The organism is Catellatospora paridis (assembly GCF_009720365.1).
GTDB lineage: Bacteria > Actinomycetota > Actinomycetes > Mycobacteriales > Micromonosporaceae > Catellatospora > Catellatospora paridis.
Window position 1 is genome coordinate 1 of sequence record NZ_WBZD01000017.1, and the last position, 15290, is coordinate 15290.

13 protein-coding genes are annotated in these 15290 nt (G+C 73.3%); 8 read left to right on the forward strand and 5 right to left on the reverse strand.

The genetic code is table 11. The features are described from left to right. Positions 1-201 (forward strand): hypothetical protein (locus F9C41_RS40885; RefSeq protein ID WP_230690147.1); only part of this gene is annotated, 201 nt, incomplete at its 5' end. Then, positions 198-626: a roadblock/LC7 domain-containing protein gene (locus F9C41_RS30980; RefSeq protein ID WP_155390360.1), complete on the forward strand. Its 429-nt coding sequence runs from the start codon at positions 198-200 to the stop codon at positions 624-626. The genes F9C41_RS40885 and F9C41_RS30980, both read left to right, overlap by 4 nt. Positions 627-658: 32 nt before the next feature. On the opposite strand, the gene F9C41_RS30985 is transcribed toward F9C41_RS30980, so the two are convergent. Beyond that, positions 659-2122, reverse strand: a complete 1464-nt coding sequence (locus F9C41_RS30985) for a serine/threonine-protein kinase (protein ID WP_155390361.1) — start codon at positions 2120-2122, stop codon at positions 659-661. Between the two features lie 87 nt (positions 2123-2209). Between F9C41_RS30985 and F9C41_RS30990 the strand changes: the two genes are divergently transcribed. The 4 genes from F9C41_RS30990 (at position 2210) to F9C41_RS31005 (ending at position 8007) form a co-directional block, all read left to right on the forward strand. Next, on the forward strand, positions 2210-3589 hold the full coding sequence (locus F9C41_RS30990) for a mannosyltransferase family protein (RefSeq protein WP_155390362.1): 1380 nt from the start codon (positions 2210-2212) through the stop codon (positions 3587-3589). A 66-nt stretch (positions 3590-3655) separates the two neighbouring features. Beyond that, on the forward strand, positions 3656-4303 hold the full coding sequence (locus F9C41_RS30995) for an HAD family hydrolase (protein ID WP_155390363.1): 648 nt from the start codon (positions 3656-3658) through the stop codon (positions 4301-4303). Positions 4304-4417: 114 nt separating this feature from the next. Beyond that, positions 4418-5941 (forward strand): alkaline phosphatase family protein, encoded by a 1524-nt coding sequence (locus F9C41_RS31000; RefSeq protein WP_155390364.1) that lies wholly within the window; start codon positions 4418-4420, stop codon positions 5939-5941. A gap of 161 nt (positions 5942-6102) precedes the next feature. Continuing rightward, a complete protein-coding gene (locus F9C41_RS31005) occupies positions 6103-8007 on the forward strand; it encodes a multicopper oxidase family protein (RefSeq protein ID WP_155390365.1) in 1905 nt (634 codons plus the stop codon). 40 nt (positions 8008-8047) lie between these two features. Here F9C41_RS31005 and corA read toward each other — a convergent pair whose 3' ends face one another. The 4 genes from corA to hrpB form a co-directional block, all read right to left on the reverse strand. Further along, the gene (gene corA, locus F9C41_RS31010) at positions 8048-9166 is read right to left on the reverse strand and encodes a magnesium/cobalt transporter CorA (protein WP_155390366.1); all 1119 of its coding nucleotides are present in this window, start codon (positions 9164-9166) and stop codon (positions 8048-8050) included. A 39-nt stretch (positions 9167-9205) separates the two neighbouring features. Beyond that, positions 9206-9730: a GNAT family N-acetyltransferase gene (locus F9C41_RS31015; protein WP_230690148.1), complete on the reverse strand. Its 525-nt coding sequence runs from the start codon at positions 9728-9730 to the stop codon at positions 9206-9208. Then, positions 9727-10638, reverse strand: coding sequence for an NAD(+)/NADH kinase (locus F9C41_RS31020; RefSeq protein WP_230690149.1), 912 nt, complete (start codon positions 10636-10638; stop codon positions 9727-9729). Before F9C41_RS31020 ends, F9C41_RS31015 begins: the two co-directional genes overlap by 4 nt. A 144-nt stretch (positions 10639-10782) precedes the next feature. Next, positions 10783-13299 (reverse strand): ATP-dependent helicase HrpB, encoded by a 2517-nt coding sequence (gene hrpB / locus F9C41_RS31025; RefSeq protein WP_155390368.1) that lies wholly within the window; start codon positions 13297-13299, stop codon positions 10783-10785. Positions 13300-13385: 86 nt separating this feature from the next. Here hrpB and F9C41_RS31030 point away from each other — a divergent pair, with 86 nt between their 5' ends. Beyond that, positions 13386-13859 (forward strand): sigma-70 family RNA polymerase sigma factor, encoded by a 474-nt coding sequence (locus tag F9C41_RS31030; protein ID WP_407924754.1) that lies wholly within the window; start codon positions 13386-13388, stop codon positions 13857-13859. Beyond that, on the forward strand, positions 13849-15279 hold the full coding sequence (locus F9C41_RS31035; RefSeq protein ID WP_155390370.1) for an outer membrane protein assembly factor BamB family protein: 1431 nt from the start codon (positions 13849-13851) through the stop codon (positions 15277-15279). Before F9C41_RS31030 ends, F9C41_RS31035 begins: the two co-directional genes overlap by 11 nt. Positions 15280-15290: the final 11 nt, after the last annotated feature.

The following is a 15290-nucleotide window of genomic DNA, read 5'->3' on the forward strand; positions in this document are numbered from 1 at the left end:
GCGCCGCCCGTCGCCGGGCCGGCCCGCCCGGCACCGGCCACCGCCGAACCGCCGAGCGCACCGCGGCGCCGGCGGGAGCCCGACCCGGCGGCCACGGCCGCCACGCTGACCCGGTTGTACGAGGGCGTACGCCGAGGGCAGGCCGGCGACGGCACGGCGGTGCCGCCGGCAGCACCGGACGACATCAAGGGGGAGCCATGACCACTGCGACGCTCAGCAAGCCGGCCCAGGACCTCAACTGGCTGGTGGCCGGATTCGCCGATCGGGTGCCGGGAGCGCGCCACGCGATCGTGGCGTCCTCGGACGGCCTGGTGGTCGCGGTCTCCGCGAACCTGGACCGGGCCACCGCCGACCAGCTGGCCGCGGTCACCTCCGGCCTGATCGGCATCGCGGGCTGTGTGGCGCAGCTGTCCGACGGCGACGAGGTCCGCCAGACGGTGATCGAGATGGGGCGGGGCTACTTCCTCACCATGGCGATCCGGGACGGCTCGGTGCTGGCGGTGGTCGCCGAGGCCGACGCCGACCTGGGCGTGGTCGGCTTCGAGATGGCGCGGCTGGCCAAGCAGACCGGGGAGATCCTCACCCCGGCGCTGCGCGCCGAGCTGCAGCGCGCCCTGCCGCGCTGAGCGACGGCCGGGACATCGCGTCGCGCTGAGGCTCAGCCGTTGCGCCTGGCGAGCTTTTCCAGCTCGTCGAGCAGCTTCTGCACCGGCTCGTAGGCCTCCTTGGCGTCGCCCTCGGCGTCCGCGGCCCAGTCCTCGACCTTCTTCTGCAGGTTCTCGGCGCGGCGGCGCGCCTCGTCCCAGTCGCCCTGGAGCATCTTCCCGGAGATGTTCTTGAGCCCGTTCTCGAGCTCGGTCTTCTGCTTCGGCGTGATCACCTCGGTGTCGCGCAGTTTCTGCACGGCGTCGTTGAGGTCGGAGATCAGCTTCACCACCTGGAACGGCCCGGCCCGCTCCGGGGTGGGGCTGGGCTTGGGGGCCGCCGTGGTGCGGGCGGGCCGGTTCGGCGACCGGGTCGGGGTGGTGGCGTTCGCGGGGTCCAGCGGCTCCCGCAGCGCTGACATGATCAGTAGTACGCCGCTGACCACGATGATCGCCATCACCAGCGCGAGGGCCAGCAGCGGCTTGCGGTTGCGCTTGGGGCGGGCCGGGGGCGCGGCCTTGGCCCGCGGGGCGGCCTGCACCCGCGTGGCCGGGGCGGGCACCCGGGCCGCGCCGGCGATCGCACCGCCGGTGGGTGCGAGCAGCGTCGGAGGCGGTCCGGCGACCGCGGTGGCGGGCGCGGGGCCGGACACCGCGGGCACGGACAGGCCGCCCAGGGCGTGGGCCAGGTCGTCGGCGCGCGGGCGGCGCGCGGGGGAGGGGTCCACCGCGGCCGCGATCAGCGCCATGATCGCCGGGGGCACCCCGGGCAGGGCGGGCAGCGGCCGCGGGCGGGCGTGCTCGGACTCGAACTGCTCCCAGCTGTCGATGCCGTTGCGCCGCCGGCCGGACACCATCTCGATCAGCAGCAGGCCGAGGGCGTACACGTCGGCGGCCGGATCGGCGGCCTTCTGGCGCAGCCGCTCCGGGGCCGCGTACGCCGGAGTGCCGATGATCAGCGTGCCGGTCGCGTCGGGCAGGCCGGTCATCGCGGCGATGCCGAAGTCGAGCACCTTCGCGCCGGTCGCGGTGATCATGATGTTGCCCGGCTTGATGTCGCGGTGCACCACGTCCCGGGAGTGCGCGGCGGCCAGCGCCCCGGCGACCTGCGCGCCGATCGAGGCGGCGTGCGCCCAGGGCAGCGGCCCACGGGCCATCAGGTCGGCCAGCGACTCGCCGGTGAGCAGCTCCATCACCAGATACGGCTCGACGTGGCCGTCGGGGAAGGTGACCTCGCCGAAGTCGTGCACCGCGGTGATGTGCGGGTGGGTGAGCTGCGCGGCCGAGCGGGCCTCGCGCAGTGCGCCCGCGCGCAGGGCCGGGTCGGCGGCCGTCGGCCCGGCGAGCACCTTCACCGCCACCGGGCGGCCCAGCACGAGGTCATGGGCCTGCCAGACCTCCGCCATGCCGCCGGAGCCGATGCGGCGATCCAGCAGGTAGCGGTCGTGCAGCTTGAGGCCGGGGGTGAAGGCGGACATGGTGGACAACCGTACCGTGTCCCAGCTGCCGGTGACACCAAGCGCAGGGCAGCGTGACTTCGGTCGCCCATGGTTATATTCCTGCCTATGTCTGACTCCCCCGGACCAGGGCTCGTCCCGGTGCACCGCCGCCGCCCGGCGGACGCACCCGGCGACACCACCCTCCCTGCCGACGATCTGACCGAGTCGCCCGTTTTGTCACTGAACGACCAGGCGGGGGCGGCGGAGCCGGAACACGGCGTCAGGGCGGCGGCCTGGCGGCGGTGGCGGCCTTCGGTGGTCACCGGGTTCGTCGCCTGGGCGAGCGGCCTGCTGGCGTACTTCCTGGTCACCGCGGTCGCGTGGATGCCGACCGAGGGGCTGGAGAGCAAGGCCGGGCCCGTCCCGTCGACGTTCGGGCAGCTGATCCAGTCGTGGAACCACTGGGACACGGTCTGGTACGTGATCATCGCGGACTCCGGCTACGAGTACGACTCCCGCAGCACCGCGTTCTTCCCGCTCTACCCGATGACGGTGCGGGCGCTCAACCCGGTGCTGCCCGGGGGCACCTTCGAGGCCGGCCTCATCATCGGCGCGCTGGCCTGCCTGGCCGCGCTGATCCTGGTGCACCGGCTGGCCACCGAGATGATCGGGGCCGAGGACGCCCGGCGCACCACGGTCTACCTGCTCGCCTTCCCGACCGCGTTCTACCTGGTGGCCGCATACAACGAATCGCTGTTCGTGGCGCTGGCGCTGGCCTCGCTCTACAACATGCGCCGCGGGCGCTGGTGGTGGGCGGCGATGTTCGCCGGATACGCCAGCGCCACCCGGATGGCGGGCGTCATGCTCGGCGCGGCCTTCGTCTACGAGTACCTGCGCCAGCGCGGGTTCTCGTGCCGAGCCACGGCCGCACAGATGCGCAACGGGCGGTGGCTGCCGTGGCCGGCGGGCACGTTCGACCGCAATGCGCTGGCCGTGGTCCTGGTCCCGACCGGACTCGCCGCGTACATGCTGTTCTGCTACCTGACCTTCGGCAACGCGCTGCAGTTCCTCGATGCCCAGAAGGCCTGGTTCCGGTCCGGGTTCACCGCACCGTGGACGGTCATCGGCGATGTCGTCGATCTGATCAACGGCAGCGACTCGGTCTACCACCCCGACGCGATCCGCAACATCGTCAACCTGACCACAGCGCTGATCATGCTGACGCTGCTGGTGCTGGCCCTGGTGGGCCCCTGGAAGCTGGGGGCGGACCACGCCTACCTGGTGGTCTTCGCGGCGTTCATCATCCTGATGCCGCTGTCGAACCCGATCCACACCCACTACCCGCTGAGCTCGACCTGGCGGTACGCGCTGGAGTGCACGGTGGCGTTCATGGTGCTGGCACGGATGGGACGCAACGTGCATTTCGACCGCGTCTACACCACCGTGATGCTCGCCCTGCAGGGCGCGATGGTCATCGTTTTCGTGCAGAACAACTTCGTCGCCTGAAGGACGGCCGTGGGACCGCGTCGTACTGATGCGGGCCGCGGCCGGGCCGGGCGGTAGGGTCCTGCCGTGATCGCTACGGTGGACCTCGTCATCTTCGACTGCGACGGCGTGCTGGTGGACTCCGAGACCATCGCCATCCGGGTCGCCTCGCAGATGCTGGCCGAGCTGGGCTGGCCGCTGACGGACGACGAGCTGCTGGAGAACTTCGTGGGCCGCTCGGCGGCCTCGATGGTGCCGGTGATCGAGCAGAAGCTGGGCCGCCCGCTGCCGCAGTGGCCGGAGATGTTCGTCGCGCGCCAGCTGGCCGCGCACGAGGCCGGTCTGGTGCCGGTGCCCGGCATCGTCGAGGCGCTCGCCGCGATCACGCTGCCGACCTGCGTGGCCTCCAGCGGGCGGCACGACAAGATGCGCAACACGCTCGGGATCACCGGGCTCTACGAGCGGTTCGAAGGCCGCATCTTCTCGGCCACCGAGGTGGCCAACGGCAAGCCCGCGCCGGACCTGTTCCTGTACGCCGCAGAGCGGATGGGGGCGGACCCGGCACGCTGCGTGGTGGTCGAGGACAGCCGGCCCGGCGTGCAGGCCGCGCGGGCGGCGGGCATGCGGGTCCTGGCGTACGCCGGGGGAGTGACACCGGCCGATTGGCTCGAAGGCCCGGACACCGTGGTCTTCCACGACATGCGCAAGCTCCCCGGCCTGCTCGGGCTGCGCTAGGGCGCGGCGTCGTCCTTTCACGGCGGTGTAGTCCGAACGGGCGGTCCTTGTCGCCGAACGTTCATCGTGTGACGGTCTGATCTGGACATCCCGTCCCGATCGGAGGTCGACCCCATGTCGCCGTTCTCCCGTCCGCGTGCCCTCGCGGCCGCCGCCGCCGCCGCCGCCGTCGCGGCAGCGGCCGCGCTCACGCTCACCGCACCGCCCGCCCAGGCCGCCGCGCTCACCCCGAAGGTGCTCGTGGTCGGCATGGACGGGCTGAACTGGGCCAAGGTCGTCGACGCGAACGCGCCGACGCTCGACGCGCTGGCCGCCGGCGGCACCCTCGGCGAGAGCCTGCTCTACTGCAACCCGGTGGCGAACTCGTCCAGCGGGCCCGGCTGGTCCACCATCGCCACCGGCGTCATGCCCGACAAGCACGGCGTCAAGGACAACACCTTCAGCGGCAAGCAGTACGGCACGTACCCCGACTTCCTGACCCGGCTGGAGCAGGCCGACCCGGCGTACTCCACGCTGTCCATCCTGGACTGGGCCGTGCTGCACACCCAGGGCACGTTCGGCGCGGCGATCGACACCCGGATCACCTACAACGGCGACGCCAACGGCTACGTCGGCGAGGACGTGAAGGTCACCAACGACGCGGTGAACCACCTGCGGAACAACGACCCCGACGCGACCTTCGTCTACCTGGGCAACACCGACGTGGTGGCGCACTCGACGGGCACCGGCACGGCGTACCGCACCGCGATCGAGACCCAGGACGCCCAGCTCGACCGGATGCTCGACGCCGTCGCTGCGCGGCCGACGTACGCGAGCGAGGACTGGCTGATCGTGGTCACCACCGACCACGGCCACAACAACCCGTCGGGCGGCCACGGCGGCTGCGGCGTCGACGCCGAGCGCCGCACGTTCGTGCTGGCCAAGGGCACCGGTCACGCCGCCGGCCTGCGCCCGATCGACACCCGGCTGTCCGACGTCGCCGGCACCGTGTTCGCGCACCTGGGCGTGGCCGCCAACCCGGCCTGGAACCTCGACTCCAAGCCGCTGAACGTACGCGCCACCGACCCGTTCGACGGCCTCAACGCCTCGCTGCAGACCCGCTCGCACGAGACCGGCATCCCGGCCACGGTGAAGGGCTGGACGCACACCGCCCCCGCCGGCTGGTCGGTCGACCGCTCGGCGATGCCGGCCGGCGGCGTGAACGAGTGGCGCGGCTGGTCGTTCACCAACGAGGAGTTCTGGAGCCGCGCCCAGTCGTCGCAGAACCGGGAGAACGGCCTGCGGCTGCGCGGGGTGTTCGCGGTGGCCGACTCCGACGAGTTCGACGACCGTTCGGGCGGCGCGTCGTTCGACTCGACGCTGGTCTCGCCCGCGTACCCGGTGACCGCCGGCACGGTGAAGACGCTGCGCTACGTCACGCACTACCTGCAGGAGGGCGCGCAGACCGGCGATGTGCTGGTCTCGTTCAACGGCGGCGCGAACCAGCTGGTCAAGCGCTACAGTGCCGACGCGCGGGCGAAGGCCGAGACGCTGACCGTCACGGTGCCCGCCGGGGCGACCTCGATGACGGTGAAGTTCCGCTACTACAACGCGAGCAACAACTGGTACTGGGTCATCGACGATCTGCGGGTCGGCTGACGGTCCGAGCCGCCGCCCGGCCCCGGGCGGCGGCTCGTTTCCCAAGGTCGATTGAGTCGTTCCTCCTGGCAGGTGCCGCGCGGGGGCGGTGCCGCGCGGGACGCCCGACGTTCCGCGGCAGCTTTGTGGACGCCGCGCGGGGGCGGCGGAAGGTGTGCGACATGGTCGACCGCAGGCGGATTCTTCAGGCGACGGCGGCCGCGGGGGCCGCCACGGTGATCTCCCAACGTGCCGGGTGGGCCTGGGCGGTGGGGCAGGGCCGGGCGGGCACGCTCGACCCGACGAAGATCCGCAAGTACGTGACGCCGCTGGCGGTGCCGTCGGTGATGCCGCCCGCCCACCGCGGCGAGGGCGGCCTGGCCCGCTACCTGATCGGCATCCGCCAGTTCCGCCAGCAGATCCTGCCGTCGAACCTGCCGCAGACCACGGTCTGGGGCTACGGCGACGTCTCGCAGCCGCGCAGCTTCCGGACCCCGTCGGACACCATCGAGGCCCGGGTGGACCGGCCGGTGCTGGTCACCTGGGTCAACGACCTGGTCGACGCGTACGGCGACTTCCGCCCGCACCTGCTGCCCGTCGACCCGACGCTGCACTGGGCCAACCCGCCGGGCGGCGACGCCGGGCGCGACTCGCGGCCCACGTTCACCTCGACCCCCGGGCCGTACCGGGGCCCGGTGCCGCTGGTCACGCACCTGCACGGCGGCCACTCGCACGAGGAGAGCGACGGTTACCCGGAGGCGTGGTACCTGCCGAAGGCCCGCAACATCCCGGCCGGGTACGCGACCGAGGGCACCTTCTACGACCAGTTCGGGGAGGAGTTCGAGCAGCGTTACGGGGTCGACTGGAAGCCGGGCACGGCGACGTTCCAGTACACCAACGACCAGCGTGCCTCGACCCTGTGGTACCACGACCACACGCTCGGCGTGACCCGCGTCAACGTGTACGCCGGACTCGCCGGTTTCTATCTGCTGCGCGGCGGCAAGAGCGACCTGCCCCCGGGCGTGCTGCCGGGCCCGGCCCCGCAGCTGGGCGACAAGCCGGGCATGCGCTACTACGAGATCCCCGTGGTGGTGCAGGACCGCTCGTTCAACGCCGACGGCTCGCTGTTCTACCCGGCCAGCCGCGCGTTCGCCGACGACGCCGGCCCGTACATCCCCGAGGGCCCGTTCCCGCCGATCTGGAACCCGGAGTTCTTCGCGAACACCATCATGGTCAACGGCAACACCTGGCCGGAGCTGGAGGTCGAGCCGCGCCGCTACCGGCTGCGCTTCCTCAACGGCTGCAACGGCCGCGTACTGATCATGAAGGTGACCACCGACCCGCTGGCCACCCGGCCCGCGCCGGTCGCGCTGCCCATCTGGCAGATCGGCAACGACGGCGGCTTCCTGCCCAAGCCCGCCAAGCTCCAGCAGCTGCTGATGGGCCCGGCTGAGCGCGCCGACGTCATCCTCGACTTCACCGGGCTGCGCGAGGGCACCGAGCTGTACCTCATCAACGAGGGCCCGGACGAGCCCTACAACGGCACCTTCAACCCGTCCGACCCGGCCACCACCGGCCAGGTCATGCGCTTCACCGTCGGGCGGCTGACCGGCAAGGACCGCAGCACCCCGCCTGAGGACCTCGACCTGCCCTGGATCAAGCCGATCGGCCCGGCCGACAACACCCGGCAGCTGTCACTGGACGAGGAGCTGGGCCACGACCAGTCCATTGAGCTCATGCTCGGCACGGTCGGCCCCGACGGCCACGCGATGCCGATGCACTGGGACCACCCGATCACCGAGAACCCGAAGCTCGACGCCACCGAGATCTGGGAGCTGCACAACTTCAGCCAGGACGCGCATCCGATCCACCTGCACCTGGTGCAGTTCGAGATCCTCGGCCGGGGCGTGGACGGCAAGCAGCCGCCGGGGCCGGGCGAGCGCGGCACCAAGGACACCGTGATGGCGCTGCCGGGCGAGATCACGCGGGTGAAGGCCAAGTTCGACCTGGCCGGGCAGTACGTGTGGCACTGCCACCTGCTGGAGCACGAGGACAACGAGATGATGCGGCCCTACCGGGTCGGCTGAGCAGGACGCCCGGGGCGGCGCGGACCGCGTCGCCCCGGGGTCACAGCCAGCCGGACCGGCGGAACGCGCGGTACATCGCCGACGCCACCGCGAACATCAGCGCCAGCACGATCACGTAGCCGTACTTCCAGTGCAGTTCGGGCATGTAGTCGAAGTTCATGCCGTAGATGCCCGCGATAGCGGTCTGCGCGGCGGCGATGGCGGCCCAGGCGGCGATCTTGCGCATGTCGTTGTTCTGGTCCACGGACAGCTGCGCCAGCCGCGCCTGCAGGATCGAGTTGAGCAGGTCGTCGTACGTGACGATGCGCTCCACCGTCCGTAGCAGGTGGTCGTTGACGTCGCGGAAGTAGCGCCGGATCTCCTTGGGCAGCCCTTCCTTGTCGTCGATCAGCGCGGCCAGCGGATGCTGCAGCGGGGCGACCGCCCGCTTGAACTCCATCAGCTCGCGCTTGAGCTGGTAGATCTGAGCGGCCCGGTTCTGCGACTGGGGGGCGAAGACGTGGTCCTCCAGTTCGTCGATGTCGTTCTCGAACGCGACCGCGACTTCGAGGTAGGAGTCGACCAGGCGGTCGGCCACCGCGTGCGCCACCGCCCACGGGCCCTGCGCCAGCCGGTCGGGCCGCTTCTCCAGGTCGGTGCGCACCGACCGGAGCTCTCCCGCGGGACCGTGGCGCACGCTGATGACGTAGGCGTCGCCGATGAACAGCACGACGGAGCCGGTCTCCACCACGTCGCAGGTCTCGGTCAGCGTCGAGTGCTCGACGTAGCGCGTGGTGCGCAGCACGAACAGGGCCACGTCCGCGAAGTGCTCGATCTTGGGGCGCTGGCGGCGCGTGGTCGCCGCCTCCACCGCGAGCTCGTCGAGGCCGAAGCGCTTGGCGATGGGGGCGAAGTCCGCCTCGCTCGGCTCGTGCAGGCCCAACCAGAGGAAGGAGCCGGGCGTCTGCCGCACGGTTGCCAGGCCGGAGTCGTAGTCGCACGCGCCCGGCCGGCGTCGCCCCTCGACGTACACCGCGCAGTCGACCACGGACTGGTCCGGCGCGTCGCCGTCGTCGTCGTCCGTGCCGGCAGGCCCCGGCGGGCGGATGCGGGAGGCGGCCTTGCGCAGCGGCGCGGTCCAGGTCCAGGCGAGGCCCTGCTGGTGCTGTTCGTCGCTCATGGTCACCTCCTGCAGGGCTCTCGCCGCGATCTTAGTCGGCTACAGGCGAAGGAACGGCTCCGCGTAGGTGAACAGTCCCCGCACCGCCGGGTCGTGGCCGGCCAGCGGCCGCGCCTGGAAGTGGATCCCCCACTCGGCCTCCGGCGCGAGCACGCCCAGCTCCTGCGCGGGCCGGAAGCCGAACCGGCGGTAGTAGCCGGGGTCGCCCAGCAGGGCCACCAGCGGTTCGCCGAGCGCGTCGGCCGCGCCCAGCACCGCGTGCATCAGCGCGCTGCCGACCCCGGCCCGCTGGTGGCCGGGATGCACGCTGAGCGGGCCGAGGCCCAGGGCCGGGGTGTCGCCGACGCGGCCCCGGGTGCACACCACGTGCCCGACGATCCCGCCGTCGACCTCGGCGACCAGTGACAGGGCGGGCAACCAGCCGGTGTCGGCGCGCAGCTGGTCGACCAGTCCCGGTTCGGGAGCCGGCTCGGGCGCGTACTGCGGCCCGAACGCGGCCTCGGTCAGCGTGCGGATGGCGTCGACGTCGGCAGGTGTCTCACGGCGGATGTGCACAGCGCTCATCGTGCCGTATGCGGCACGGGCGCCACGGCACCGAGGTCGCCGGGGCTGTCGACCTCGGCGCTGCCGCGCACCTGGAGCTTGCGCCGGGCCCGCTCGTAGAACGTGGTGAGCCCGAGCCGCACCACCCGGCCGGCGTCGGGCAGCGCGGTGATCGCGAGCCGGTCGCCCGGCGCCACGTAGCCGTCGACGCGCCCGTCGACCTCCACGGCGAGCCGGCCGCTGCTCGGCAGCACCTGCAGGGCCAGCTGCTCGTCGGCGGAGAGCACCAGCGCGCGGTTGAAGCTGGAGTGGGCGGCGGCGGCCGTCACCAGCACGGCCCGCACGGTGGGGGAGACGATCGGGCCGCCGCTGGAGAAGGCGTACGCCGTCGACCCGGTGGGCGTGGCGACGATGACGGCGTCGGCGGCGTAGCGCACGAAAGCGTGGTCCTCGACGGTGATGGCGACCCCGGCCAGGCCGTCGCCGGGGATCCGGCACAGCGCGATGTCGTTGAACGCGGTGACCTCGTGGTCGCCGGGCAGCGTGGTGCGCACCGCCAGCCGCGACTCGATCGAGTAGTGATGGTTGTCGATCGCGGACAGGGCCGCGGGCAGGCCGTCCACGTCGATCTCGGGCAGGAAGCCGAGCCGGCCGAGGTTGACCCCGAGCACCGGCGTGGTCCGGCCCGCGCCCAGCCGCATGGTGCGCAGCATCGTCCCGTCGCCGCCCAAACTCACCAGCAGGCTGGACCGCTCGGCGAGCTCCTGCGGATCGACCGCGACCGCGCCGCAGAAGATGCGGTCGACCTCGTCGGGCAGGCCGAGCACGGTGACGTCGCGGCGGCGCGCCCACGCCATGATGGTCTCGATCGCGGGCACGGAGTCACGCTGCGGATGCAGCACCAGACCCACCGTATGCACCAGGCCCACGCTGCCACTCTACGGCCCACCCCTCCCCCAGCAGCCCCTATCGCCCTGCTACTCGCCCCTTGATCGCGACGATCTTGCGCGAACTGTTGTCGATCTGCCCGAATAGTGCGTGTCGTACCCACCGTCCACGCAAGATCGTCGCGATCAAGGGTTACGGGGCTGTAGGCGGCGTGTTGGCTGGGCCGTCGTCGGGTCCTCCGGCCACGGGTGGCGCGGGTAGCGGCCGCGCAGTTCCGCGCGGACCTGGGGGTAGCCGTTGCGCCAGAAGGAGACCAGGTCGCCGGTGACGGCGGCAGGGCGCCCGGCTGGGGAGAGCAGGTGCAGCACCACGGGCACCCGTCCGCCGGCCAGCCGGGGCGTCTGCGTCCAGCCGAACGCCTCCTGCACCTTGACTGCCAGCACCGGCGCGGCCGGATCCGAGTAGTCGATCCGCACCCGCGACCCGCTGGGCACCTCCAGCCGCTCCGGGGCGAGCTGGTCCAGCTGCGCCGCCTGTGCCCAGGGCAGCAGGGCGCGCAAGGCCGCGGCGACGTCCACCCGTTGCAGGTCGTCGCGGCGGCGCGCGGTGTGCAGCGCCCCGCCCAGCCACTGCCCGGCGGTGGCCAGCAGGGACTCGTCGTCGACCGCGGGCCACGGCTCGCCGAGCGCGTGGGCCAGGAACGCCAGGCGCTCGCGCAGCGCGCTCGCCTCGGGCGTCCAGCGCAGCAGCCGCAGCCCTTCCCGGCGCAGCCCTTCGGCGAGCGCCTGGGCGACCAGCTCCCGGTCGGGCCGGTCGAGCGGGCGCTCCGCCAGCACGATCGCGCCCAGCCGGGTCACCTGCCGGGCCACCACGTCCCCATCGGACCAGGCGATCTCCGCGCCGGTCACCAGCAGCGGGGCCGCCGCCTGCCGCGCGGTCGCCTCGTCGGTCGCGGCGGCCAGCCGGATCCGGGCCGAGCTGCTGCCCGGCTGCCGGTCCGCGGCGGCCACGGCCAGCCAGGGCACGCCGGTCAGCGGTGAGCCCGGCGGCAGCTCGGCGGCGGTGCCTCCGGCCATCAGATACGTCCGGCTGCCGGCGCCCCGGATCCGCGCCACCCGCTCCGGGTAGGCCAGCCCCACGACCAGCGCACCGGCCAGGTCGTCGGTCAGCCGGCCCGGCGCGGGCCGCTCCCGTGCACCGGCCGCACCGCCGGCGCTGCCGGTCAGGCGGCGGACCTCGGTGCGCCAGGCGGCGCTCGCGGCGGCGTCGACCCCGTCGCGCAGCCGCCGCCAGCCCGCGGCCAGGTCGTCGGTCCCGAGCGGAGCGTCCGCGCCGAGCAGGGCGACGACCTCGGCGGCACGGTGCGGCCCGAGTTCACCGGCGGCGTCGAGCAGCGCCCGGGCCAGGCGCGGGTGCGCGCCGATACCCGCCATGGCCCGGCCGCGCCCGGTGACCCGCCCGTCGCCGTCGAGCGCGCCCAGCGCGGTCAGCGTCTCGCGGGCCACCGTCGCGGCGGCCGCCGGGGGCGGGTCGAGCAGGGCCAGGCCCGCGCCGTCCGCACTGGACCAGCAGGCCAGCTGCAGCACGAACGCGGTCAGGTCGGCCGAGGCGATCTCAGGGTCGGGGTGCTCGGGCAGCCGCTCGTGCTCGGCCTGCGACCAGCAGCGGTAGACCACACCGGGCCCCTCGCGGCCGGCGCGTCCGGCGCGCTGGTGCGCCGAGGCCCGCGAGGCCCGCACCGTGACCAGCGAGCCCAGCCCGCGGCCGAGGTCGGTCCGCGGCACCCGGGCCAGGCCCGCGTCGACGACGACGCGTACGCCCGGCACGGTCAGGCTGCTCTCGGCGACCGCGGTGGCCAGCACGACGCGGCGGCGCGGTCCCGGCCGCAGCGCGGCGTCCTGGGTGCCCGCGGCCTGGCGGCCGTGCAGGGTGAGCAGGTCCACCTCGGCGCGCAGCCCTGCCAGCCGCCCGGCGACGCCCTCGATCTCGCCCGCGCCGGGCAGGAACACCAGCAGGTCCCCGGCGGCCTCGGACAGCGCCTGCCGGATCACGGCGGCGACGTGGTCGAGCAGGCGCGGATCGACGCGCAGCCCGTACGCCGCGTGCACCGGGCCGGTCGGCGGCCGCCAGCGCACCTCGATCGGGAACGGCGTGCCGCCCGCCGCGACCACGGGCGTGCCCGGGCCGAGCACGGCGGCGAGCCGCTCGGCCTGCGCGGTGGCGGAAGCGGCCACCAGCCGCAGGTCGGGGCGCAGCGCGGCACGCACGTCGGTGGTGAACGCCAGGGCCAGGTCGGAGTCGAGCTGGCGCTCGTGCACCTCGTCGAGCAGGATCGCGTCGACCCCGGACAGCTCCGGGTCGTGCTGCAGGCGCTGCACCAGCAGGCCGGTGGTGACCACCTCGATCCGGGTGGCCGCGCTGGTGCGGCTGTCGCCGCGCACGCTGTACCCGACGGGGCCGCCCAGCGGCGTGCCGGTGAGCTCGGCCATCCGGCGGGCCGCGGCGCGGGCGGCGACCCGGCGCGGCTCGGCGACGATCACCCGGCCGGCGACCTCGCCCGCCAGGGCCAGCGGCGCGAGCGTGGTCTTGCCCGAGCCCGGCGGCGCGACCAGCACCGCCGCGCCGTGCCCGGCAAGCGCCGCGAGCAGCGCGGGCAGCGCCTCCCGCACCGGGAGGTCGGTTCCAGCCACGTCACGAAGCACCCGCCCAGTCTGCCGGACGCCCCTTCCCGCGAGGCCCGGCGGTGCTGCAACCTGGCGGCGGTCCGGCCCGTGTCCTTGGAGTGACAGTGTCAGATTTCGAGGCGTTCTACCGGGGCACCGCCCCGCGGCTGATGCGCTTCGCGTACGGCCTCACGGGTGGCCTGGCCGAGGCGCAGGACTTCACCCAGGAGGCGTACGCCCGTGCCTGGCAGCGCTGGCCGACCCTGCAGCGCTACGACAACCCCGAGGCGTGGCTGCGGCTGGTGGTGACCCGGCTGGCCACCGACTGGTGGCGTCGGCTGACCGTGCGCCGGGCCGCCGCCCTGCCCGAACCCCCGAACGTGCCGCCCCCCGACGAGGAGCTGATGACCGTCGTCGCGGCGCTGAAGAAGCTGCCCATCGACCAGCGTCGCGTCCTGGCGATGCACTACCTGCTCGACCAGTCCGTGGCGGAGATCGCCGCGGAGCTGTCGGTGCCGGTCAACACCGTCAAGTCCTGGCTCGCCCGCGGACGGGCCGGCCTCGCCGCCGCACTGGGGGAGCGCAGCCATGTCAACTGAACCGGAGGCCTTCTACGCGAGGCTGGCCGACCGGGTCGACGCGGTGCCGCCGCCGGAGCTGTCCGCGGTGCTGGCCCGCGCCGCCCAGCGCCGCCGCCGCTCGTTCGGCGGGCTGCTCGCCGCCGGGGCGGCCGTCGTCGCCGCGCTGCTCGGCGCGCAGGCCGTGCTGGCGCCCGCCACCACACCGGTGCGGCCGGTCCTTCCCGCGTTGCCGGCCGTGACGGAGTTCGTCCCGTTCGACGGCGCCGCCGAGCCGGTCATCCGCTTCGCCGGGCCGGTCACCTTCGGCATGACCACGACCGTCGGCGACCGTGCGTACGCCATGTGGATGGCCGAGGACGGGGCCGAATGGGTCGGCGCGGTCGATCTGACCACGGCTAAGCCGCTGTGGCCCGCACGGTCGCTGGGCAGGTTCGGCGACACCAACGGCATGGAGGTGTCCGCTGGCGCGATCCTGCTGCTCACCGAGCAGGGCTTCGACAACCCGCTGATCAAGGACGGCAGTGACACGATCATCGCGATCGACCCGGCCACCGGGCAGCTCATGTGGACGCTGCCGTACTCCTTCAACGACACCGACCGCGTCCTCTACGACGACACGCTCGTGATCACCTGGCACCAGCGCGGCGTCACCGAGGCCCTCGACCTGCGCACCGGCAAGCCGCGATGGACGGCCGCCGAGCGGGTGATCCAGTCCGGCACCAACGCGATCCGCACCATGTCCGAGCTGTACGCCGTGGGCGGCTTCGCCGGCCGGACGCCCGCGGACCGGCGCGTCGTGCTGCACCTGGCCACCGGCCGGGCACAGCTGCGTGAGGTGACCACCGGCCGGGTGGAGCAGGAACTCGCCGCGCCGGTGGTGCCCCTGGACGGGGACCGGTTGCGGCAGGAGATCGTCGTCGACGGGGTGATGTACCAGTTCGCCGGGGGTCGGGTCAAAGCGCAGCCGCTCGACGGGAGGCCGTCCATGCCGGACCAGGCGGTCCAGGCGAAACTCGACGGGGCCTGGCCGTCGCCGTGCATGGCCACGCTTTTCTGCGCCGTCACCGGCGACACGGGCGAGAGCGCCACGCTGACGGTCGTCGACCCGGGCCTCGGCTGGACGGTCTGGGAGCGCGAGGTGAAGTCCAGGGTGCGCGGGTTGTTCCCGGCGCAGGTCGGACTGCTGGTCATGGGCGAGCCGTCCGTGGTCATCGCCCCGGACGGCACGCCACTGGCAAGCCTGGACGGCCAGGCGATGTGGATCGAGTCCGGCAACCTCCTGGTCTTCGGCCAGGCCGGCGTCTTCGGTCATCAGCTGTCCACCGGCGAGAACGTCGCGCTCGGGGAGCCGGCCGTCGCCGGCTACTGCTCGGCGAACGCGACCATGCTGACCTGTCCGACCAGGGACGGCATCGGCGTGTACCGGTACGCCCGGTGAACGCTGCGGCG

Coding starts and splice junctions, on each gene's coding strand:
- F9C41_RS30980 (WP_155390360.1), top strand. CDS start 198: ATGACCACTGCGACGCTCAGCAAGCCGGCCCAGGACCTCAACTGGCTG.
- F9C41_RS30985 (WP_155390361.1), bottom strand. CDS start 2,122: ATGTCCGCCTTCACCCCCGGCCTCAAGCTGCACGACCGCTACCTGCTG.
- F9C41_RS30990 (WP_155390362.1), top strand. CDS start 2,210: ATGTCTGACTCCCCCGGACCAGGGCTCGTCCCGGTGCACCGCCGCCGC.
- F9C41_RS31000 (WP_155390364.1), top strand. CDS start 4,418: ATGTCGCCGTTCTCCCGTCCGCGTGCCCTCGCGGCCGCCGCCGCCGCC.
- F9C41_RS31005 (WP_155390365.1), top strand. CDS start 6,103: ATGGTCGACCGCAGGCGGATTCTTCAGGCGACGGCGGCCGCGGGGGCC.
- corA (WP_155390366.1), bottom strand. CDS start 9,166: ATGAGCGACGAACAGCACCAGCAGGGCCTCGCCTGGACCTGGACCGCG.
- F9C41_RS31015 (WP_230690148.1), bottom strand. CDS start 9,730: ATGAGCGCTGTGCACATCCGCCGTGAGACACCTGCCGACGTCGACGCC.
- F9C41_RS31035 (WP_155390370.1), top strand. CDS start 13,849: ATGTCAACTGAACCGGAGGCCTTCTACGCGAGGCTGGCCGACCGGGTC.